This window comes from Alysiella filiformis, from assembly GCF_014054525.1.
GTDB lineage: Bacteria > Pseudomonadota > Gammaproteobacteria > Burkholderiales > Neisseriaceae > Simonsiella > Simonsiella filiformis.
Window position 1 is genome coordinate 546,012 of record NZ_CP059564.1, and the last position, 22,057, is coordinate 568,068.

General features: G+C 45.8%; 21 protein-coding genes and 1 tRNA gene. 13 read left to right on the forward strand and 9 right to left on the reverse strand.

The window, feature by feature from the left end; translation table 11 throughout:
* Nucleotides 1-12: 12 nt before the first annotated feature.
* From rpoC to fusA, 4 genes are all read left to right on the forward strand, one after another.
* Nucleotides 13-4,221 carry a DNA-directed RNA polymerase subunit beta' gene (gene rpoC, locus H3L97_RS02750; RefSeq protein WP_097115192.1) on the forward strand — a complete coding sequence of 1,403 codons (4,209 nt, stop codon included), beginning with the start codon at nucleotides 13-15 and terminating at the stop codon, nucleotides 4,219-4,221.
* A 241-nt stretch (nucleotides 4,222-4,462) separates the two neighbouring features.
* A complete protein-coding gene (rpsL, locus tag H3L97_RS02755; RefSeq protein WP_003792002.1) occupies nucleotides 4,463-4,837 on the forward strand; it encodes a 30S ribosomal protein S12 in 375 nt (124 codons plus the stop codon).
* A 146-nt stretch (nucleotides 4,838-4,983) separates the two neighbouring features.
* Entirely contained in the window at nucleotides 4,984-5,457 is a 474-nt protein-coding gene (gene rpsG / locus H3L97_RS02760) for a 30S ribosomal protein S7 (protein WP_097115191.1), read from the forward strand.
* Between the two features lie 18 nt (nucleotides 5,458-5,475).
* Entirely contained in the window at nucleotides 5,476-7,596 is a 2,121-nt protein-coding gene (fusA, locus tag H3L97_RS02765; RefSeq protein ID WP_097115190.1) for an elongation factor G, read from the forward strand.
* Here the strand turns inward: fusA and H3L97_RS02770 are convergent.
* Nucleotides 7,584-8,431 (reverse strand): IS630 family transposase gene (locus tag H3L97_RS02770; protein WP_182073065.1). Its coding sequence is split into 2 segments (ribosomal slippage): nucleotides 7,584-8,116 and nucleotides 8,116-8,431, totalling 849 coding nucleotides; the frame shifts between segments, so codons are not numbered across the junction. The two genes, fusA and H3L97_RS02770, sit on opposite strands and share 13 nt — an antisense overlap.
* A gap of 345 nt (nucleotides 8,432-8,776) precedes the next feature.
* Here H3L97_RS02770 and H3L97_RS02775 point away from each other — a divergent pair.
* Nucleotides 8,777-9,624 (forward strand): IS630 family transposase gene (locus H3L97_RS02775; protein WP_182073065.1). Its coding sequence is split into 2 segments (ribosomal slippage): nucleotides 8,777-9,092 and nucleotides 9,092-9,624, totalling 849 coding nucleotides; the frame shifts between segments, so codons are not numbered across the junction.
* A gap of 233 nt (nucleotides 9,625-9,857) precedes the next feature.
* Here the strand turns inward: H3L97_RS02775 and H3L97_RS02780 are convergent.
* Nucleotides 9,858-10,682: a hypothetical protein gene (locus H3L97_RS02780; protein WP_097115303.1), complete on the reverse strand. Its 825-nt coding sequence runs from the start codon at nucleotides 10,680-10,682 to the stop codon at nucleotides 9,858-9,860.
* A gap of 413 nt (nucleotides 10,683-11,095) precedes the next feature.
* Here H3L97_RS02780 and tuf point away from each other — a divergent pair, with 413 nt between their 5' ends.
* Both tuf and rpsJ read left to right on the forward strand, forming a co-directional pair.
* Complete coding sequence (tuf, locus tag H3L97_RS02785; RefSeq protein WP_115723606.1) at nucleotides 11,096-12,280, forward strand: elongation factor Tu; 1,185 nt, start codon at nucleotides 11,096-11,098, stop codon at nucleotides 12,278-12,280.
* A 19-nt stretch (nucleotides 12,281-12,299) separates the two neighbouring features.
* Nucleotides 12,300-12,611 (forward strand): 30S ribosomal protein S10, encoded by a 312-nt coding sequence (gene rpsJ, locus H3L97_RS02790; RefSeq protein WP_027022381.1) that lies wholly within the window; start codon nucleotides 12,300-12,302, stop codon nucleotides 12,609-12,611.
* A gap of 382 nt (nucleotides 12,612-12,993) precedes the next feature.
* Here the strand turns inward: rpsJ and H3L97_RS02795 are convergent, their stop codons facing one another.
* The 5 genes from H3L97_RS02795 to H3L97_RS02815 all read right to left on the reverse strand — a co-directional run bounded on the left by H3L97_RS02795 (nucleotide 12,994) and on the right by H3L97_RS02815 (nucleotide 17,981).
* A complete protein-coding gene (locus tag H3L97_RS02795) occupies nucleotides 12,994-13,458 on the reverse strand; it encodes a YchJ family protein (protein WP_097114685.1) in 465 nt (154 codons plus the stop codon).
* Nucleotides 13,459-13,538: 80 nt separating this feature from the next.
* Entirely contained in the window at nucleotides 13,539-14,375 is an 837-nt protein-coding gene (locus tag H3L97_RS02800) for an ABC transporter substrate-binding protein (protein ID WP_179655860.1), read from the reverse strand.
* A 114-nt stretch (nucleotides 14,376-14,489) separates the two neighbouring features.
* Nucleotides 14,490-15,116, reverse strand: coding sequence for a 3'-5' exonuclease (locus tag H3L97_RS02805; RefSeq protein ID WP_097114683.1), 627 nt, complete (start codon nucleotides 15,114-15,116; stop codon nucleotides 14,490-14,492).
* A gap of 365 nt (nucleotides 15,117-15,481) precedes the next feature.
* Nucleotides 15,482-17,287 carry a putative nucleotidyltransferase substrate binding domain-containing protein gene (locus H3L97_RS02810; protein ID WP_097114682.1) on the reverse strand — a complete coding sequence of 602 codons (1,806 nt, stop codon included), beginning with the start codon at nucleotides 17,285-17,287 and terminating at the stop codon, nucleotides 15,482-15,484.
* Between the two features lie 226 nt (nucleotides 17,288-17,513).
* Nucleotides 17,514-17,981 (reverse strand): Lrp/AsnC family transcriptional regulator, encoded by a 468-nt coding sequence (locus tag H3L97_RS02815; protein ID WP_034295981.1) that lies wholly within the window; start codon nucleotides 17,979-17,981, stop codon nucleotides 17,514-17,516.
* A 141-nt stretch (nucleotides 17,982-18,122) separates the two neighbouring features.
* Here H3L97_RS02815 and H3L97_RS02820 point away from each other — a divergent pair, with 141 nt between their 5' ends.
* Nucleotides 18,123-18,881, forward strand: a complete 759-nt coding sequence (locus H3L97_RS02820; RefSeq protein ID WP_097114681.1) for an AzlC family ABC transporter permease — start codon at nucleotides 18,123-18,125, stop codon at nucleotides 18,879-18,881.
* A gap of 11 nt (nucleotides 18,882-18,892) precedes the next feature.
* Nucleotides 18,893-19,189, forward strand: a complete 297-nt coding sequence (locus tag H3L97_RS02825) for an AzlD family protein (protein ID WP_034295979.1) — start codon at nucleotides 18,893-18,895, stop codon at nucleotides 19,187-19,189.
* A 377-nt stretch (nucleotides 19,190-19,566) separates the two neighbouring features.
* On the opposite strand, the gene H3L97_RS02830 is transcribed toward H3L97_RS02825, so the two are convergent.
* On the reverse strand, nucleotides 19,567-19,791 hold the full coding sequence (locus H3L97_RS02830; RefSeq protein ID WP_097114680.1) for a helix-turn-helix domain-containing protein: 225 nt from the start codon (nucleotides 19,789-19,791) through the stop codon (nucleotides 19,567-19,569).
* Between the two features lie 104 nt (nucleotides 19,792-19,895).
* Between H3L97_RS02830 and H3L97_RS02835 the strand changes: the two genes are divergently transcribed.
* Nucleotides 19,896-20,081, forward strand: a complete 186-nt coding sequence (locus H3L97_RS02835) for a hypothetical protein (RefSeq protein ID WP_097114679.1) — start codon at nucleotides 19,896-19,898, stop codon at nucleotides 20,079-20,081.
* 91 nt (nucleotides 20,082-20,172) lie between these two features.
* Here the strand turns inward: H3L97_RS02835 and H3L97_RS02840 are convergent.
* Nucleotides 20,173-20,249: transfer RNA gene (locus H3L97_RS02840), tRNA-Met, on the reverse strand.
* 228 nt (nucleotides 20,250-20,477) lie between these two features.
* Between H3L97_RS02840 and rplC the strand changes: the two genes are divergently transcribed.
* From rplC to rplW, 3 genes are read left to right on the forward strand one after another with little or no spacing between them, the layout of a single operon-like run.
* Nucleotides 20,478-21,125, forward strand: a complete 648-nt coding sequence (rplC, locus tag H3L97_RS02845) for a 50S ribosomal protein L3 (RefSeq protein WP_097114678.1) — start codon at nucleotides 20,478-20,480, stop codon at nucleotides 21,123-21,125.
* The gene (rplD, locus tag H3L97_RS02850; RefSeq protein ID WP_034295194.1) at nucleotides 21,125-21,745 is read left to right on the forward strand and encodes a 50S ribosomal protein L4; all 621 of its coding nucleotides are present in this window, start codon (nucleotides 21,125-21,127) and stop codon (nucleotides 21,743-21,745) included. Before rplC ends, rplD begins: the two co-directional genes overlap by 1 nt.
* Entirely contained in the window at nucleotides 21,742-22,056 is a 315-nt protein-coding gene (rplW, locus tag H3L97_RS02855; RefSeq protein WP_179655859.1) for a 50S ribosomal protein L23, read from the forward strand. Before rplD ends, rplW begins: the two co-directional genes overlap by 4 nt.
* Nucleotide 22,057 lies beyond the last annotated feature (1 nt).

The following is a 22,057-nucleotide window of genomic DNA, read 5'->3' on the forward strand; positions in this document are numbered from 1 at the left end:
GAGCAGTAAATAATGAACTTAACCGATTTATTCGCCCCCCTGCAACAAGCAGGTTCAGAAGAATTTGATGCCATTAAAATCGGCATCGCATCGCCCGACACGATTCGCTCGTGGTCGTATGGCGAAGTGAAAAAACCCGAAACGATTAACTACCGCACCTTCAAGCCCGAACGCGATGGCTTGTTTTGCGCCAAAATCTTCGGACCCGTTAAAGACTACGAGTGCTTGTGTGGCAAATACAAACGCTTGAAATTCAAAGGTGTAACCTGCGAAAAATGCGGCGTGGAAGTAACCCTGACCAAAGTGCGCCGCGAACGCATGGGTCATATTGAATTGGCTGCGCCCGTTGCCCACATTTGGTTTTTGAAATCGCTGCCATCACGCTTGGGCATGGTGCTGGACATGACTTTGCGCGACATTGAGCGCGTGTTGTATTTTGAAGCCTTTGTCGTAACCGACCCTGGTTTGACCAGCCTGCAACGCCGCCAACTGTTGAGCGAAGAAGATTACTACACCAAATTGGAAGAATTTGGCGAAGAATTTGACGCGCACATGGGTGCCGAAGGCATACGCGAATTGCTCCGCACTCTGGACATTGAGCGCGAAATTGAAATGCTGCGCGAAGAATTGCAATCCACCAGCTCCGACACCAAAATCAAAAAAATCGCCAAACGCCTGAAAATTTTGGAAGCCTTCCAACGTTCAGGCATGAAATTGGAATGGATGATTATGGACGTGCTGCCTGTATTGCCGCCCGATTTGCGCCCACTCGTGCCATTGGACGGCGGACGCTTTGCCACTTCCGATTTGAACGATTTGTATCGCCGCGTGATTAACCGCAACAACCGTTTGAAACGCCTGTTGGAATTGCGCGCGCCCGACATCATCGTTCGCAACGAAAAACGCATGTTGCAAGAAGCCGTAGACAGCTTGCTGGACAACGGTCGCCGTGGCAAAGCCATGACAGGCGCAAACAAACGCCCACTCAAATCCTTGTCAGACATGATTAAAGGTAAGAGCGGTCGTTTCCGCCAAAACCTGTTGGGTAAACGTGTGGACTATTCAGGTCGTTCCGTGATTACGGTGGGACCATACTTGCGTTTGCACCAATGCGGTTTGCCGAAAAAAATGGCGTTGGAATTGTTCAAACCCTTTATTTTCCACAAATTGGAAAAACGCGAGCTCGCCACCACCGTTAAGGCAGCCAAAAAATTGGTAGAACAAGAAGTGCCAGAAGTTTGGGACATTTTGGAAGAAGTGATTCGCGAACACCCAATTCTGTTGAACCGTGCGCCAACCTTGCACCGTTTGGGCATTCAAGCGTTTGAGCCAATTTTGATTGAAGGCAAAGCCATTCAGTTGCACCCATTGGTGTGTGCCGCATTCAACGCGGACTTTGACGGCGACCAAATGGCGGTACACGTTCCATTGAGCTTGGAAGCGCAAATGGAAGCGCGTACTTTGATGTTGGCTTCCAACAACGTGTTGGCACCAGCCAATGGCGAACCGATTATCGTGCCATCGCAAGACATCGTGTTGGGCTTGTATTACATGACCCGCGCCAAAGAAAAAGCCCAAGGCGAAGGCATGTTGTTTGCCGATGTGAAAGAAGTGCATCGCGCCTATCACACCAAACAAGTGAAATTGGGTACGAAAATCACCGTGCGTTTGCGCGAATGGATTAAAAACGATGCAGGCGAATTTGAACCCGTGTTGAATCGCTACGAAACCACGGTGGGTCGCGCGTTGCTGTCTGAAATTTTGCCCAAAGGCTTGCCATTTGAATATGTGAACAAGGCTTTGAAAAAGAAAGAAATTTCCAAGCTGATTAACGCATCGTTCCGCTTGTGCGGTTTGCGCGACACCGTGATTTTTGCCGACCACCTGATGTACACGGGCTTTGCATTGGCGGCAAAAGGCGGCATTTCCATTTGCGTGGACGACATGGAAATCCCCAAAGAAAAACCCGCATTGCTGGCTGAAGCCCAAGCCGAAGTGAAAGAAATTGAAGACCAATACCACCAAGGTTTGGTAACCAATGGCGAACGCTACAACAAAGTGGTGGACATTTGGGGTTCAGCAGGCGATAAAATCGCCAAAGCCATGATGGACAATTTGTCCAAAGATGAGGTGCTGGACGAAAACAATCAGCCCTATTTGGACGAAAATGGTAAACCTTTGATGGAGGAATCGTTCAACTCCATTTACATGATGGCGGATTCGGGTGCGCGTGGTTCGGCAACGCAAATCAAGCAGTTGTCGGGTATGCGCGGTTTGATGGCAAAACCAGACGGCTCCATCATTGAAACGCCCATTACCGCCAACTTCCGCGAAGGTTTGACCGTATTGCAATACTTTATTGCGACCCACGGTGCGCGTAAAGGCTTGGCAGATACGGCATTGAAAACCGCCAACTCGGGTTACTTAACCCGCCGTTTGGTGGACGTTACCCAAGACTTGGTGGTGGTGGAAGACGATTGCGGTACCAGCGAAGGTTTCTCCATGAAAGCCGTGGTGCAGGGTGGCGACATCATTGAACCATTGCGCGACCGCATTTTGGGTCGTGTAACCGCCGCCGATGTGATTGACCCCAGTTCAGGCAGCACTTTGATTGAAGCAGGCACTTTGCTTGATGAAAAACTGGTTGATTTGATTGACAATTCAGGTGTGGACGAAGTGAAAGTCCGTACCCCCATTACTTGTGAAACCCGCTACGGTTTGTGTGCCAAATGTTATGGTCGCGACTTGGCACGCGGTAAATTGGTCAATGCGGGCGAAGCCGTGGGCGTGATTGCCGCCCAATCCATCGGCGAACCTGGTACACAGTTGACGATGCGTACGTTCCACATCGGTGGTGCGGCATCGCGTGCGGCAGCAGCCAGCCAAGTGGAAGCCAAATCCAACGGTACGGTGCGTTTTGGCGGACAAATGCGTTACATCGCCAATAATAAAGGCGAATTGATTGTGATTGGTCGCTCGTCTGAAATCATGATTTTGGACAGCGCAGGTCGTGAGCGCGAATTGCACAAAATCCCCTACGGCTCAACCTTGGCGGTGAAAGACGGCGAAGAGTTGAAAGCAGGCACGGCTTTGGCAACTTGGGACCCACATACCAGCCCTGTGATTACCGAATACGCAGGTCGCGTACAGTTGGAAAACGTGGAAGACGGTGTTACCGTAACGCGCCAAACCGATGAAAACACGGGTTTGAGCACCATGGTTGTGATTGACGGCAAACGCCGCAGCAGCACCAGCAAATTGTTGCGCCCCACCGTGAAATTGTTGGACGAAAATGGCGAAACCGTCAAAATCCCTGGTACGGAAACCGATGTGTCCATTGCGTTCCAAGTGGGTGCGATTATCCAAGTGCGCGATGGTCAAGAAGTGGGCAAAGGCGAAGTGTTGGCGCGTGTGCCACAGGCATCTTCCAAAACCCGCGACATTACGGGTGGTTTGCCGCGCGTAGCTGAATTGTTTGAGGCGCGTGTGCCAAAAGACGCAGGTATGCTGGCTGAAATCACAGGTACGGTATCGTTTGGTAAAGAAACCAAAGGCAAACAACGTCTTGTGATTACCGATTTGGACGGTGTGGCTTATGAAACCTTGATTTCCAAAGAAAAACAGGTTTTGGCTCACGATGGTCAAATCGTCAATCGCGGCGAAACCATTGTAGATGGCTCGGTGGACCCACACGACATTTTGCGTTTGAAAGGCATTGAAGAATTGACGCGCTACATTGTGCAAGAAGTACAAGAAGTGTACCGTTTGCAAGGCGTGAAAATTTCCGATAAACACATTGAAGTGATTATTCGCCAAATGTTGCGCCGTGTGAACATCATTGACGCTGGCGACACCCATTTCATCACAGGCGAACAGGTGGAACGCGCCGATGTGATGATTGCCAACGAACAAGCCCTTGCCGAAGGCAAAGAGCCTGCGCGTTTTGAAAACGTGTTGTTGGGCATTACCAAAGCGTCTTTGAGCACAGACAGCTTCATTTCAGCCGCATCGTTCCAAGAAACCACGCGCGTTTTGACCGAAGCAGCGATTATGGGCAAAAAAGACGATTTGCGCGGTTTGAAAGAAAACGTGATTGTGGGTCGCTTGATTCCAGCAGGTACGGGTTTGAGCTACCACCGTTCACGCCGCGCAAGCTGGGCTGCCGCACAGCGCATCAACACCGATTTGGGCGATGATGTTGTCAGCAGCGATGAAGTGTAAAAACGTTCAGGCAGCCTGAAAAAGGTTATGCCTCAACAAGCCAAGCTGCCTGAAAACCAAAATTTGGGGTTTTCAGGCAGCTTGATTTTTCAGGCAGCCTGAAACCCACAAAAATCCACCAATATCACAAACTTATTGACAAATCCATGTTTAACAAGCGATAATGAAAGGCTTGCTGGCAAATTGCTGGCAAATTGCTGGCAAGTTTGTTTGACTTAAACATTTTCAACAGGAATGAAATATGCCTACTATTAACCAATTGGTTCGCAAGGGTCGTCAAAAACCCGTTTATGTGAACAAAGTACCTGCGCTGGAAGCCTGCCCACAAAAACGTGGCGTTTGCACCCGCGTGTACACCACAACCCCTAAAAAACCAAACTCCGCTTTGCGTAAAGTATGTAAAGTGCGTTTGACCAACGGTTTTGAAGTGATTTCATACATCGGCGGTGAAGGTCATAACTTGCAAGAACACAGCGTGGTATTGATTCGCGGTGGTCGTGTAAAAGACTTGCCAGGTGTACGTTACCACACCGTACGCGGTTCTTTGGATACCGCAGGCGTGAAAGACCGTAAACAAGCGCGTTCTAAATACGGCGCGAAACGTCCTAAAAAATAATAAACTGATTGTAAGTTTATTAAACTGATTTTTTAAATAAAACTGGCACGTCGGCTGCCTGAAACAGCCGAGTAAGTGATGATTTCCCTTATTTCAAACATAAATCATCATGGGAATGCCCCAACTGAATAGATTAGGAATTTAAAATGCCAAGACGCAGAGAAGTCCCCAAACGCGACGTGTTGCCTGACCCAAAATTCGGCAGCGTTGAATTGACCAAATTCATGAACGTATTGATGATTGACGGCAAAAAAGCCGTTGCAGAACGCATCGTATACGGCGCGTTGGAACACATTGCCAAAAAAGTGCAAGGCAAAGAAGCCATTGAAGTATTTAACGAAGCCATCGCCAACGCCAAACCCATCGTGGAAGTGAAAAGCCGCCGTGTAGGTGGTGCCAACTACCAAGTTCCTGTTGAAGTTCGTCCTTCTCGCCGTTTGGCGTTGGCAATGCGCTGGGTGCGTGATGCCGCTCGCAAACGTGGCGAAAAATCCATGGATTTGCGTTTGGCTGGCGAATTGATTGACGCTGCCGAAGGTCGTGGCGGCGCAATGAAAAAACGCGAAGAAGTGCATCGCATGGCAGAAGCCAACAAAGCCTTCTCTCATTTCCGTTTCTAATTTTGAGAGGACATTAAAATGGCTCGCAAAACCCCTATTAGCTTGTACCGCAATATCGGTATTTCTGCCCACATTGACGCGGGTAAAACCACCACCACAGAACGCATTTTGTTCTACACCGGTTTGACCCACAAATTGGGCGAAGTGCATGATGGCGCAGCCACCACCGACTACATGGAACAAGAACAAGAGCGCGGTATCACCATTACCTCTGCTGCTGTTACCTCCTACTGGTCTGGTATGGCAAAACAGTTTAAAGAACACCGTTTCAACATCATTGACACCCCCGGACACGTGGACTTTACCGTAGAGGTAGAACGTTCTATGCGCGTTTTGGACGGTGCAGTAATGGTTTATTGCGCGGTAGGTGGTGTACAACCCCAGTCTGAAACCGTATGGCGTCAAGCCAACAAATACAAAGTGCCACGTTTGGCATTTGTGAACAAAATGGACCGTCAAGGTGCCAACTTCTTCCGCGTGGTAGAACAAATGCGTACGCGCTTGCGTGCCAACCCTGTGCCTGTTGTGATTCCTGTGGGCGCAGAAGACGGCTTTGAAGGCGTGATTGATTTGTTGAACATGAAATCCATCATTTGGAATGAAGAAGACAAAGGCGTAACCTTTGAATATGGCGACATTCCAGCCGATTTGGTGGCAACTGCCGAAGAATGGCGTCAAAACATGATTGAAGCCGCAGCCGAAGCCAACGAAGAGTTGATGGACAAATACTTGGGCGGCGAAGAGTTGAGCGAAGACGAAATCATCGCGGCTTTGCGCCAACGCACTTTGGCTGGCGAAATTCAACCCATGTTCTGTGGTTCAGCTTTCAAAAACAAAGGTGTACAACGCATGTTGGACGGTGTGGTGCAATTCTTGCCCGCACCTACCGACATTCCACCTGTACAAGGCGTGAACCCTGAAACCGATGCAGCCGACAGCCGTGAAGCCAGCGATGAAGCACCTTTCTCCGCTTTGGCATTCAAAATGTTGAACGACAAATATGTGGGTAACTTGACCTTTATCCGCGTTTACTCTGGCGTGTTGAAATCAGGCGACACCGTTGTGAACTCCGTAAAAGGCACACGCGAACGCATTGGTCGCTTGGTACAAATGACAGCCGCAGATCGCACTGAAATTGAAGAAGTACGCGCAGGCGACATCGCAGCCGCAATCGGTTTGAAAGACGTTACCACAGGCGAAACCTTGTGTGATGACAAAGCACCCATCATCTTGGAACGCATGGAATTCCCAGAGCCTGTGATTCACGTTGCCGTTGAGCCAAAAACCAAAGCCGACCAAGAAAAAATGGGTATCGCTTTGAACCGTTTGGCAAAAGAAGACCCCTCTTTCCGCGTGCGTACCGATGAAGAATCGGGTCAAACCATTATTTCGGGTATGGGCGAGTTGCACTTGGAAATCATCGTGGATCGCATGAAACGCGAATTTGGCGTAGAAGCCAACGTGGGTGCGCCACAAGTGGCATACCGCGAAACCATTCGCAAAGAAGTGGAATCCGAAGCCAAACACGTTAAACAATCAGGTGGTAAAGGTCAATACGGACACGTTGTCATCAAAATGGAACCCATGGAACCCGGTGGCAAAGGTTATGAATTTATTGACGAAATCAAAGGTGGTGTGATTCCACGCGAATTCATTCCTTCTTGCGACAAAGGCATTCAAGACACTTTGAGCAACGGTATCGTGGCGGGCTACCCTGTGGTGGACGTGCGTGTTCGTTTGATTTTCGGTTCGTATCACGATGTGGACTCTTCGCAGTTGGCGTTTGAGTTGGCGGCATCTATGGCGTTCAAAGAGGGTATGCGTAAAGCATCTCCTGTGTTGTTGGAACCCATTATGGCTGTTGAAGTGGAAACCCCCGAAGACTACATGGGCGATGTGATGGGCGACCTGAACCGCCGCCGTGGTATCGTGTTGGGTATGGACGATGACGGCATTGGTGGTAAGAAAGTTCGCGCAGAAGTGCCTTTGGCAGAAATGTTCGGTTACTCAACCGACTTGCGCTCTGCCACACAAGGTCGTGCGACTTACTCTATGGAATTCCACAAATATGCGGAAGCGCCACCACATATCGCCGAAGCGGTTACCAAAGAGCGTAAAGGTTATAGTCAGTTAAAATAAGAATAGGACACTAACGTATCAGTAAAATGCCTTCCACTAGGTAAAATGGCTCGCATATATCTCTTGATGTTTGCCCATGTCCGTTCTATGGGATTAAGCTCTGGTGAATAAGGTGCAAGCGGCAAGATTTTATGCCCCCATTTGTGCGCCATTTCACGCAAAATACCCATACGATGAAATCGTGCATTATCCAAAATAATGACAGATTTTTTATTTAAAATAGGCAATAAACATTGCTCAAACCATGTTTCAAAAAAAGCACTGGTCATTGTGTTTTGATAAATCATAGGGGCAATCAGTTTGTTGCCGACTTGTGCGGCAACAAGCGATAAGCGTTGGTACTTTTTACCACTGATTTGGGCTTTGATGACCTGCCCCTTTGGGCTACGCGCATAAGGACGAAATAAGTAAGTATCAAATCCCGTTTCATCCAAATAAACACGCTGATAGTCAAAAAATTCAGCCAGTTGATTTAAATAATCTTTTACTTTATTTGGGTCTTGTTCTTTGTATGTGGTGGTCTTTTTTTACGCGTGATACCCATTCTTTTGAGTGCATAAAAAATGGCTGATTTTGAACAATTAAAATGTTCAGCTATTTCATGCAAATAAGCATCAGGGTGTTGTTGTATATGTTCAGCCAATTTTTGGCTGTTCAATTTATTGGCATTTTGCCCCTTTACTTGATGATTTAAGCTGCCTGTTTGCGCTTTCAAGCGTATCCATAGGTAAAGCGTATTTCTGGATATTTGGTAAGCTTGGGCGACTTTACTGATATTTTTGCATTGTTCATAATAGCTTAATGCTTTATTTCGCAGTTCTGTTGAATGTGCCATTTTTTAATCCTAAAAATTAGGGTATTGTACTATTTTATTTTGAATTGACTATAATTCCTTGTCGTGAAATAAAAATTCAGGCTGCCTGAAATGTTTGTGAAAGCGTTTCAGGCAGCCTGAAAATATTTGACACGATGGCAAAAATGAGTAGGTCGGCTTTCCAAGTTGACATTCACAAAATTTAAGAGATAGATGGAGATGTCGGCTCGGAGAGCCGACCTACGTTTGCTATTATCGTCCTGTGAAAAATTTGACTTTACGCGCTGGTGTGTACAATCTAACCAATCGCAAATATAGTCAATTCAAAATAAAATAGTACAATACCCTAATTTTTAGGATTAAAAAATGGCACATTCAACAGAACTGCGAAATAAAGCATTAAGCTATTATGAACAATGCAAAAATATCAGTAAAGTCGCCCAAGCTTACCAAATATCCAGAAATACGCTTTACCTATGGATACGCTTGAAAGCGCAAACAGGCAGCTTAAATCATCAAGTAAAGGGGCAAAATGCCAATAAATTGAACAGCCAAAAATTGGCTGAACATATACAACAACACCCTGATGCTTATTTGCATGAAATAGCTGAACATTTTAATTGTTCAAAATCAGCCATTTTTTATGCACTCAAAAGAATGGGTATCACGCGTAAAAAAAGACCACCACATACAAAGAACAAGACCCAAATAAAGTAAAAGATTATTTAAATCAACTGGCTGAATTTTTTGACTATCAGCGTGTTTATTTGGATGAAACGGGATTTGATACTTACTTATTTCGTCCTTATGCGCGTAGCCCAAAGGGGCAGGTCATCAAAGCCCAAATCAGTGGTAAAAAGTACCAACGCTTATCGCTTGTTGCCGCACAAGTCGGCAACAAACTGATTGCCCCTATGATTTATCAAAACACAATGACCAGTGCTTTTTTTGAAACATGGTTTGAGCAATGTTTATTGCCTATTTTAAATAAAAAATCTGTCATTATTTTGGATAATGCACGATTTCATCGTATGGGTATTTTGCGTGAAATGGCGCACAAATGGGGGCATAAAATCTTGCCGCTTGCACCTTATTCACCAGAGCTTAATCCCATAGAACGGACATGGGCAAACATCAAGAGATATATGCGAGCCATTTTACCTAGTGGAAGGCATTTTACTGATACGTTAGTGTCCTATTCTTATTTTAACTGACTATACCACAGTTGGGACACCTTGCGCGGTTTGAATTTAACGGGTACGTCTGACCGCGTTGCCCGCGCCAGCGACAGGGGCAACCACAATCAGGGCTTGGAACGCTTTACCGCGCCCAGTCGCAATTATGCGGTTTCTTGGGAATATAAATTTTCAGGCTGCCTTTTTTGTTATTTATTCAATGATTGTTTATTCAAATTTCTTTTCAGGCTGCCTACATTTGCTTATGCTGGCTATTGTGATTTAAATGGACGAGGTTGTTTTTGTGCATCAACAAGACGATTGCCTTGATGGTCGCATATTTCAAACAAATGATTTCTAATAGAAATATTTTTTTCTATTAACAATGAAGTATCGGTTATTTCTTGTCCATTTAAGAAAATTTTTTTGTGATGTGCATAGGCAGTCACAATCGGGTTTTCCCGTCCTCTCCACAAAGAAACGATTTGAGCAATATTATTAGTTTGCCTGTCTTCGTTTGAGTTAATTGCATCACAAAATGCACCAAACACAGCCCGACTATAACCACCCACATCAGATTTTTCCCATAAATAATCAAATTTTTGAGCGATTTCTTTTCCGCTACCATCATAAATTTTGAAAATTTTATTTTTGTTTTCTAAAATATGATTTTTCTTATCTAATTTATTGAGTTTTTTATTATACACAATTTCAAGTACCCCAAATTCAGCATGTAAATTAGTATTGTACTTTGTCCCATAAAAAATAGAAAAATTATTTTTTTGTGTTGCGGGATAGTTATTAATGAATTTCTCAAATTTTTGGTAAATCAGTTCTTGTTTCTCCATTATAGAAGAACAATGAGATATGCCGTCAAGTTCATCAATATAGGTCAGTATATGAGGTAAAATGGATTTACATAGTGTCACATCGCCTGTAAAACCGAAAATTTCTGGGTATTTTTGAGAATAAAATAATTTTTGACCATATTCAATTTTATCATTCACATTAGCCCATGAAATTCTACTATCTGACGCAAAATTTAAGGAAGTAATCCCTCTATTATCTACACCTGTCCATAATACAAAAGTTGTCATCACTTGATTCCTTGTCAAAACGTAAAAATTATTGTAACATGCAAATTGCGATTCCCGATGCCTCCACCAAAATATATGGGGGTGCTAGTGCTAAAAGGCATTGGGCTAAATTTTTAGTCCAATGCCTTGATTCGGGTTGAGAAAATCGGTCTTTGTACCGATTTTTTTATTGATTTATTAAATATGATTATTTTGTAAGGCGGGTGTTTACCCCCACTCGTTTTGATATTTTTTACCCAATCATATTTTCAGGCAGCCTGAAAAATAAACCACTTGATTTTTTTATTAAAACAGACGATAATTTCATTTTTCAAATTTTGCGGAGCGATGGATTTATCGTTCTGCTTTTTTGTGTACAGGCAGCCTGCCTGAATACTGTTCTTTTAACTTGTTCTTTATAAGGAATTTAGCTCATGGCTAAGGAAAAATTTGAACGTAGCAAACCGCACGTAAACGTTGGCACCATTGGTCACGTTGACCATGGTAAAACCACTTTGACTGCTGCATTGACCACCATTTTGGCTGAAAAATTCGGCGGCACAGCAAAAGCTTACGACCAAATTGACGCCGCTCCCGAAGAAAAAGCACGCGGCATTACCATTAACACCGCTCACGTTGAATACGAAACCGCAGACCGCCACTACGCACACGTAGACTGCCCCGGACACGCCGACTATGTGAAAAACATGATTACTGGCGCGGCACAAATGGACGGCGCAATCTTGGTATGCTCTGCTGCTGACGGTCCTATGCCACAAACCCGCGAACACATCTTGTTGGCTCGCCAAGTGGGCGTTCCTTACATCATCGTGTTCATGAACAAATGCGACATGGTTGATGACGCAGAATTGTTGGAATTGGTGGAAATGGAAATCCGCGACTTGTTGTCTAGCTACGATTTCCCTGGTGATGACTGCCCCATCGTTCAAGGCTCTGCTTTGCGCGCTTTGGAAGGCGATGCCGCTTACAAAGAAAAAATCTTTGAATTGGCTGCCGCTTTGGACAGCTACATTCCTACCCCAGAACGTGCGATTGACAAACCATTCTTGTTGCCTATTGAAGACGTGTTCTCCATCTCTGGTCGCGGTACCGTAGTAACAGGTCGCGTAGAGCGCGGTATCATCAAAGTGGGCGAAGAAATTGAAATCGTGGGCTTGAAAGACACCCAAAAAACCACTTGTACTGGCGTGGAAATGTTCCGCAAATTGTTGGACGAAGGTCAAGCAGGCGACAACGTAGGTGTATTGTTGCGCGGCACCAAACGCGAAGAAGTGGAACGCGGTCAAGTATTGGCTAAACCCGGTACCATTACCCCACACACCAAATTTGAAGCAGAAGTGTACGTTTTGAGCAAAGAAGAAGGTGGTCGTCATACTCCATTCTTCGCAAACTACCGCCCACAATTCTACTTCCGTACCACTGATGTTACTGGTGCAGTAACTTTGGCAGAAGGCGTGGAAATGGTTATGCCTGGCGAAAACGTGAAAATCACCGTTGAATTGATTGCCCCAATCGCGATGGAAAACGGTTTGCGTTTTGCGATTCGTGAAGGTGGTCGTACCGTTGGTGCAGGCGTTGTGGCTAATGTAATTGCTTAATTTCAAAGGATAAAGATAAATGGCTAACCAAAAAATCCGTATCCGCTTGAAAGCCTACGATTACAGCTTGATTGACAAATCTGCCCAAGAAATCGTTGAAACCGCCAAACGCACTGGCGCGGTGGTAAAAGGTCCGATTCCTTTGCCAACCAAAATTGAACGCTTCAACATTTTGCGTTCGCCTCACGTGAACAAAACTTCGCGCGAGCAATTGGAAATCCGCACCCACTTGCGTTTGATGGACATCGTGGACTGGACAGATAAAACCACAGACGCTTTGATGAAATTGGACTTGCCTGCTGGCGTGGACGTTGAAATCAAAGTACAATAATCTGCAAAGATGACAAAATCCCCTAAACTGGTAACGGTTTGGGGGATTTTGGTTTTCAGGCAACTTTTTTGTGGCTTTTTCATCACCCTACAAAAACGTGAACTTGGGATAAGTAACTGTGAATGTGCCAATAAACCAGCACTCTCTCCCTGTGGGAGAGAGTTGGAGAGAGGGTTTGTTGAGGCATACCCTCTCCCCAGCCCTCTCCCACAAGGAGAGGGAGAGAAATTATTTAAATTTATCAATTACTTTTATCCCAAACTCGCGTTATTTTTAAATGAATTAACCCTAAATTGAAAAAAGGGGCGGATATGAAATCCACCCCTATGTCAGTTTAAAAGTAGGTTTTGCACAGGTTTCAGGCTGCCCGAAACGTCATTTTTCATTTCAAAAATTGCCCACAACACGCCTTAAATTTTCGTGTTGCGCCACAAATGCACGGCGATTTCATGCTCGGTAATGGTACGGTGGGGTCTATGAAATACCAACGTTCGCCCCGTTTCACAAATGCCGACAATTCATGGTGCTGTTGCGCCACGCCCTTTTCGGCAAAATGGGCGGTAAATGCCACTTGCGCGTGATGGGGTTTGATGTGTGGCGTGTGGGTGTGAACGGTCAGCCCCAGCCATTCGGTATCGCGCGACCATGCGGCAATCGCGGCTTTGTCCAGCAAAATTTGTTGGCTGGGTACGGTGGTATCCACAATATAATCAATGTGTTGCAAAACGTAAGCCGCATAACGTGAACGCATAAGCTGTTCCGCATTTTCAGGCAGCCTGAAACCGCGATGCAAAGGTTCACAACATGCTGCATAAACAAGGTGTGATTGGCACGGACAAGGTAGCATGATGTTCAATCCCTTTCTAAAATCAGAAAACACCGCCATTGTGTGAACAATGACGGTGTGTTGATTCAAGTCTATTTCAATTATTTTTCAGGTGCATTACCAAACCATTTGATGTAAATGCGGTTGTAAGTGCCATTCTGTTTGATTTTATCCAAACCTGAATTGATTTGATTGACCAATTCTTCATTGCCTTTGCGCGACATCATGACTTTATTGGGATTATTGGTATTCAAATCAATGAAACGCACATTTTGTTCTGCATCAGGTGTATTTTGTAAAACATGTTGTAAATACAATTTTTGCCCAACTACCGCATCTACTTCCTTGGATAGGGCAGCTCTTAATGCCAAATAAGGTGTTTCAAACGTTTGAAATTTCACATTGGCATAATTGGGGTCTTTTTCTTTCTCTTTTAAAAAGGCGGCGCGCTGACCCACTCCCACAACTTTGCCTTTTAAGTCCGCTTCTTGGGTAATGCTGGAATTTTTGGGTACCACAATACTGTTTGGGCTGCTTACATAAGATTTGGTGGGCAAATATTTTTCAGCACGTTCGGGCGTGAGGGTTACGGCTGCCACAACCAAGTCTTTGGAGGCATTATCCAATGATTCCAAAGCACCTTCCCAACTCGATTGTGGGAAAATGTCCATTTCAAAACCTTCCAGTTTGGCGATTTCATTTAAAATATCAATGTCAAAACCTTCTGCACTGCCCTGTTTGTTGCGAATCACAAATGGAGGATATACCGCAGCCACTACTTTCACTCGGGTAGTGGGGTTGGCGGGGGCGGCTGAACTGGAAACCGATTGGGTGTTTGAGGCTGCCTGATTGTTTGTGGCGGCAGGAGCAGCAGGTTCTTCGCTGCACGCATTAAGTAAAAGTAAACTACCAATTAAGGGCAAAAGGTATTTGCGCATGGTGTGCATGACTCCAAAAATCATAAATAAAAAAACGAATATTGACTCTTTATTTTACCCTATTTGGAGCATCAATCAAAAGAATTATTTTTTAATACAGATAATTGAAGATGGCTATTTGTGTTGTGATTGACCCTGCAACGCCAAAAACATCATCGCTACATTAATGGCATCATTGAGCGCGTCATGGCGTGGCAGGTCGGGGATTTTCAGTTTATTTATCATGCTCGCCATACGCAAATCCACCACCATATCGTAATATTTTTGGCGCATTTCCTGCTGATAATACAGTGCAGACACCTCAATTTGGCGATTGGGCAAATGAATCCCCAACATCGGTTTCATGAATTTATTGACCATCGCCACATCGTATTCCAAAAAATAGCCCACCACAGGTCTGCCGCCCACAAAAGCCAAAAATTGCTGCAAAGCCTGCTCAATCGGCAAACCATGCGACAAATCCTTGGGGCGCAAACCGTGTATGGTAACGTTACGCGCTTCCATCATGCCCTCGGGCTTGACCAGCACATAAAACGATTCGCTGGTCATAATCTGATTGCCGCGAATTTTTACCGCGCCGATGGAGATGATTTCCGCCTCTTTCACGTCCAAACTGGTGGTTTCGCAGTCAAAGCTCACATATTCATTGGGATAAGCGTGTTCATCAAACAAAAATTGATAATGCGGGTCGGTTAAATGTTTTTGTGCAAAATGGCGTTGGATTTTGGCGAAAATGCCCATGATGTACTCCTGTAATTGAGGTGGGGACGTGGCGTATCGCCGCCACACCCACTCTTTTGGGTTTCAGGCAGCCTGAAAGCACACACTTTCCTCCCCCTATGTAACAGACTTTGCCAAGTTCTCATCGTGTCGTAGGGGCGGATTTTATATCCGCCCTGTGGGAAGTACCACAATTCAAATATCGTAGAAAGGGCAGATATGAAATCTGCCCCTACGAAGTACAGAACTTGGCAAGTCTGGGGCAAGGGTGGGGGTTAGAAACGCAACGTGCCACCCCCACCCTAACCCTCCCCCGCCAGCAGGGGAGGGGACAGATTTCAGGCAACCCAAAGATTTTGGTCGCGCACTTTCAGGCAGCCTGAAAATCAAGTATTCAAACGAAAGTGCATTCTGATGATGTTTTTAAATCGCTTAACCACTTGCAGCGCGTCTTTCAACAAATCGCGTTCCATGGTGGACAAGCTGTCAATGTCCAACTGATTGGGCGCGACCACCTTGCCATCGTGCAAACACGCCAAACCCGCTTTCAAACGCATGTCCATCAAATAACGTTGCGCCTCCGACAAATCTTGGGCAAATTGCGCGTCCAGCACCCCCAGTTGCGCCAATTTTTGAATGCGCTCAAACGTATTGGTTTCATTCACTTTATTTTCCAAACTCAAAGCGCGTACCCCATGCACCACAGGAAACAAGCCCATTTTTTTCACGTCCATTTTTTCCTTCGCTTGGCGGTGCAACAGGCGCGAAAAAAAGCCCTGCCCATCGCCATCAAATTGCTCCACCGCCCGCGCAAACGTCATCAACATGCCCACATCATTGTTCAAAAACTGACGCACATGACGATTGACCTCGTCCAACAAAGCCGTGTTGCCCGCCACCGCTTTCGCGTCCAAAAAAATGGCTAAATTCATCATGTTATCGCCCGTGGCTTTACGCGCCCAACCGCCCACCATTTGCTTAAATTCAGGCAGCGTTTTGCGCCACATGGCGTTGCTGACCATCACATTGCCCTTGCATGGCGGATAACCCAGCTTTTCCAGCAATTCAGAGAATTTTAAGGCAGCCTGTTCTGCCTCTGCCAAATCCGCTTGTTCGCTTAAAATCAAGGCATTATCTTGGTCGGTTTTCAGAACCTGCTCGCCGCGTCCCTCCGAACCCATCACGATTAAACACGATTGCTCATAAAGTTGGGGCGAAGCAATCATGCGCCACGCCTTTTCAAACAGGCTGCTGTTGAGTACCTGCATCAGTTGCGCCAACTGCGGTGCGCGTAAGCCATTATTTTTCAAAACCAAAATGGATTGTGTCATTTGCCACGCAATGCCATTCAAATCGTCCAGCGTGGTTGCACTTTCAAGGCGTTGGGCAACAAGCTGGCTGTGGTTGGACAAATACGCCAACACGTCCACCTGCTCCAATACGCCCACAATTTCGCCCTGATTCAACACCGCCACGCGCTGCACATGATATTGCATCATTTTCAATAAGGCATTGAAAACAAAATCATTCATATCAATGCTGATTAAATCAAAAGTCGCCCATTGATGAGCAGGGTCTTGCGGCGAACCCTGTTTCAAAAGCAATTCACGAAACACCGATTCGGTGAGCAAACCCACGCGGTTTTCATGGCGGATTAACACCGATTTGTTTTTGTGTTTTTTCATGCTTTCGGCAACGGTAAACAGGCTGTCGTTGCCGTCTAACCAAACCGCGTTTTTGCGATAGGCATCGCGCACGTTTGCGCTGAACAAGCCTGTTAATTCATTTTCATTGTGGTTGCCGATGAAATTGGCGAATTTGTCGGCAACCGAAGCATAAAAATACGCGCCAAATTGGGCATTGGCGGCAATGATTTTTTGCACGGTTTCTTTGGGAATGCTGTACACAAGCGATTGTTCTGCTACGATAAATTGATTTTGGCTGCTGCCTTCAATCAAAGCGCGCGCGTCAAAAGTATCGTGTTCGCGGTACACCGCCAAAACCTCGCCCTCGGCATTGAGTTCTTTGACCACACCTTTTATCATCACATACAAATGTTCAATGTTTTGCTGGGCTTGAATGATGATGGCGTCATCGTTGAAAAAGGCAATGTCCACCGATTGTTGCAAAATTTGCCTTTGCTCGGGGTTGAGCAAAGTGTAGGGCGCAAAACCAAAATCAAATCGTTCCATGGTGTTTTCCTTTGTGTGAATGGGGTTTCAGGCTGCTTGGCGGCGCATGAAATTTGTGTTGTGCCACCCATTTACCCCCTCCCCCTATGAAAGGGGGAGGGCTGGGGTGGGGGTTAGAAAGCCAACGTGCCACCCCCACCCTAACCCTCCCCCGCCAGCGTGGGAGGGGATAGGTTGCAAGCAGCCTGAAAGTTTTTTTCGTGTACTTTCAGGCAGCCTGAAAAAACTAAACAGGCAATTTCCCCGTTGCCTTAATCGTTTGCACAGGCACTTCGGTTTTGATGTTGCTCACGCCCTCAATATGGGTCAAATGCTGCACCTGAAAACGGCGATAATCCGCCAAATCCTTTACCACCACTTTCAGCACAAAATCGCAATCGCCCACCATCAAATAACATTCTTGCACCTCGTCCAAATCCTTGATGCTGTTGGAAAAGTGATTGACCACATCTTCCGTTTGCGATTTGAGCCACACGCGCACAAACAGCGTCAAATGTAAGCCCAATTTTTCCGCGTTCAAACGCGCCGAATAGCCTTTAATAAAGCCTTGGTCTTCCAAAATCCGCACGCGGCGCAAACACGGTGATGGCGACAAACCCACCAAATCCGCCAACTGATTGTTGCTCAAACTGCTGTCTTTTTGCAAAGCATTTAAAATGCGTTTGTCTATTTTATCCAAATCGTCAAAAATCATGATTGAAAATATCTGCCAATAAAAATCAAAAAAATGGCGCATTTTGCCAAAATGATTTCATTTTAACACAACATCACAAAAAAATAGCGCGAATTTTGCCCTAGAATACGCGCTTTCTTTCATTGATAAAAAATAACCCAAATGGACACCATTTCCACTTACGACCACACGGCAATCACTTGCCCCATTCAAGAAAAAGCATACCAAAAACACGAATTTTGGCGCGGTGTGAAAGACGCGCTGCCCATTATGCTCGGCTTTATCCCTTTTGCTTTGGTGCTGGGGGCGTCGGCGGTGGGTGCGGGTTTCAAATGGTACGAATTGTCGCTTTTAACCACCACCAATTTGGCGGGCGGCTCGGAATTTACCGTGGTTAGCTTGTGGCAAAATCCGCTCAATATTCCCCTGATTGTGGCAATGGCAACTTTGGTAAACAGCCGCCACATCATCATGGGCGCAACTTTTTCCTTATTACTCAAAGGTATGCCCAAGAAAAAAGCCTTGCCCCTGCTGTTTGTGATGATAGACGAAAGCTGGGCAATGGCGATTGCAGACGCGCAAAAACACGGTCGCAAAGCCTTGAATGTGCCGTATTATTTGGGTGTGGCGATTTTATTGTGTTTGACTTGGATTGTGTTTACCACCGCAGGGGCGTATTTCGCGCCTTTGATTGGCGATTTGAAACAATATGGCATGGACATGGCGTTTACGGCGGTGTTTTTGGTGTTGCTCAAAGGCATGTGGCGCGGTTTTCAGGCAGCCTTACCGTGGTTGGCGAGTTTGTTGGGGGCGGGGCTTTGCCATCATTTATTTGATGGTGCGTGGTATGTGGCGGTGGGTGCATTGGCTGGCGTGGCAACGGCATTTTTCATGGGCGATGACCGTACAGAAAAAAATTAAAGGAAAAAATCATGGAATTTCAAGTTTTGCTGACCATCATCACATTGGCGATTTGCACTTATTTGACGCGGATTGTGGGTTATTTGGCGTTTGCCAACCGCCAGCTTTCGCCCAAAGCCTTGCGCGTGATGCAAGCCGTACCAGGGTGTGTGCTGATTGCCGTGATTGCGCCCGTGATTGTATCGGGCAATGTGGCGAATATGGTGGCGGTGGCGGTAACGTGTGTGGCGATGTTGCGCCTGTCGCTGTTGCCAACCGTGTTGATTGCGATTGTTACCACAGGCATTTTGCGGCAAATGGGGTTTTGAGTGGCGCAGAATGCGTTTTCAGGCAGCCTGAAACTTTTGCAACACCCACTTTTAAACTGACGTAGGGGCGGATTTGATATCCGCCCCTTTTCAATTTATTGGTAACGCGAGTTCAGGATAAAAGTGATTGATAAATTTAAGTAACTTTACTCCCTCTCCCTGTGGGAGAGGGCTGGGGAGAGGGTATGCTGCTCAACAAGCTCTCTCCAACGCTTTCCCACAGGGAGAAAGGGTGGGTTTGTTGGCAAATTGACAGTTACTTATCCCAAGTTCACATTTTTGATAAAAATAACAATTTCTGCAATTTCTAAACAGGGCAGATATGCAATTCGCCCCTACAAACCGAGTTTTGCAAAGGTCTCAGTCTGAAAAAGCAATTACGTTAATTGCTCATGATGGGGCAATAATTCGGCAGCTTCACATTGCAAAATCAGTGAAATTTGAAACAGTTTATCTACGGTTAAATTGACTTCGCCGCGTTCAATTCTGCCCATATAACTGCGGTCAATTTCAGCCAGCAAAGCCAGCTCATCTTGCTTAATATTCAAACTTTTGCGTTTATTGCGAATGTTGTTGCCGATTATTTGGCGAAGTGTATTCATGGCACGGAAAATCCAAATGCCAAAATATCTGTTTTTGACAAGCAAAAGTACACGGATTATAATCCGTATTGATTAGAAACTTTTTTTGTCAAGAGGAGTAAACTATGTCTGATGAAATCATTGTTGGTGCTTCAAAAAAAGCGGCGAGTACTATTGCTGATGTTTTAGTAGAGGTAGCAAAAACAAAACCTGAACTTGCTATATTGGGAGGGGTTGCATTTCTTTGTGTGGGTGGGCTTGTGTATGCTGTTGTGCGATTATCGGAAAATCAAACAGTACAAAATCGTTGAATATTGTAAATTTACTAGATTTTGGGGTTGTGATTTTCAGGCTGCCTGAAAAACGAAAAACCAAGTCGTGCAGACTTGGTTTTTTTGTGTTTGGTGGCGATGGGGAGACTTGAACTCCCGACCTCACGATTATGAGTCGTGCGCTCTAACCAGCTGAGCTACATTGCCAAAGAAACGCGCATTATAATGATGATGGCGTGGTTTGTCAAATACCGCGTTTCAGGCAGCCTGAAAGCCGAAAAATCCCCATTTCCATTTGAAATAAAAAAGTTTTTCTTGCGTTCTGATGAAAAAGTGTGTTATAGTAGCAGTCTTGGCAGAAATGCCAAGAATTTTTTATGTCCATTAAAGATTGCCCAATCGCAGGCAATCCCTTAATCTAACAAGGAAAAAATCATGACTTTAGGTCTGGTTGGACGCAAAGTAGGCATGACCCGCGTGTTTACCGAACAGGGTGCATCTATCCCTGTAACCGTGTTGGAAATGACTGCCAATCGCGTTACCCAAGTAAAAACCAAAGAAACAGACGGCTACACCGCCGTACAAGTTACCTTTGGTCAGAAAAAAGCCAATCGTGTGAACAAACCCGAAGCTGGACACTTTGCCAAAGCAGGTGTAGAAGCAGGTCGTGGCTTGCACGAATTCCGCGTTTCTGAAGAAAAAGCCGCCGAATTGAAAGCAGGCGATGTTGTTACCGTAGAATTGTTCCAAGCAGGTCAGTTGGTTGATGTAACTGGCACCAGCAAAGGTAAAGGTTTCTCTGGTACCATCAAACGCCACAACTTCGGCGCACAACGCACGTCTCACGGTAACTCCCGTTCGCACCGTGTGCCTGGTTCCATTGGTATGGCGCAAGACCCTGGTCGCGTATTCCCTGGCAAACGCATGGCAGGTCAATACGGCAACACCCAATCTACCGTGCAACACTTGGAAATCATTCGTGTTGATGTGGAGCGCAACCTGTTGTTGGTTAAAGGTGCCGTTCCTGGTGCAGCAAACAGCAACGTGGTCGTTCGCCACAGCGTGAAGAAAGCAGGTGCGTAATGGAATTGAAACTGATTAATGCACAAGGTCAAGTTTCAGGCAGCGTTGCCGCTTCTGATGCCTTGTTTGCCCGTGAATACAACGAAGCATTGGTTCACCAACTGGTTACGGCTTATTTGGCAAATGCCCGTTCAGGCAACCGCGCCCAAAAAACCCGTGCCGAAGTGAAACACTCTACCAAAAAACCTTGGCGTCAAAAAGGTACAGGTCGCGCCCGTTCTGGTATGACCTCATCACCATTGTGGCGTAAAGGTGGTCGCGCATTCCCAAACAAACCCGATGAAAACTTCACACAAAAAGTGAACCGCAAAATGTACCGTGCAGGCATGGCAACCATTTTGTCTCAATTGGTACGCGATGAGCGTTTGTTTGTGATTGACACTTTGTCTGCCGCGACACCCAAAACCAAAGAATTTGCTGAACAAGTGAAAAATTTGGGCATGGAACAAGTTTTGTTCATCACCAAACAACTGGACGAAAACGTGTACTTGTCTTCACGCAATTTGCCTAATGTATTGGTGCTGGAAGCCACGCAAACCGACCCTTACAGCTTGTTGCGCTACAAAAAAGTGGTGCTGACTAAGGACGCTGTTGCACAATTAGAGGAGCAATGGGTATGAACCAAGAACGTTTAATGAAAGTGATTTTGGCTCCTATTGTTTCAGAAAAAAGCAATATGCTGGCTGAAAAACGCAACCAAATGGTTTTCAAAGTATTGAAAGACGCAACCAAAACCGAAATCAAAGCAGCAGTAGAATTGTTGTTTAATGTTCAGGTTGCCTCTGTAACGACCACCACCACCAAAGGCAAAACCAAACGCTTTGGTCGCACATTGGGTCGCCGCAGCGATGTGAAAAAAGCCTATGTTAGCTTGGTTGCAGGTCAAGAGCTGGATTTGGAAGCAGCCGCAGCCGCTGCAGATAAGGAATAAG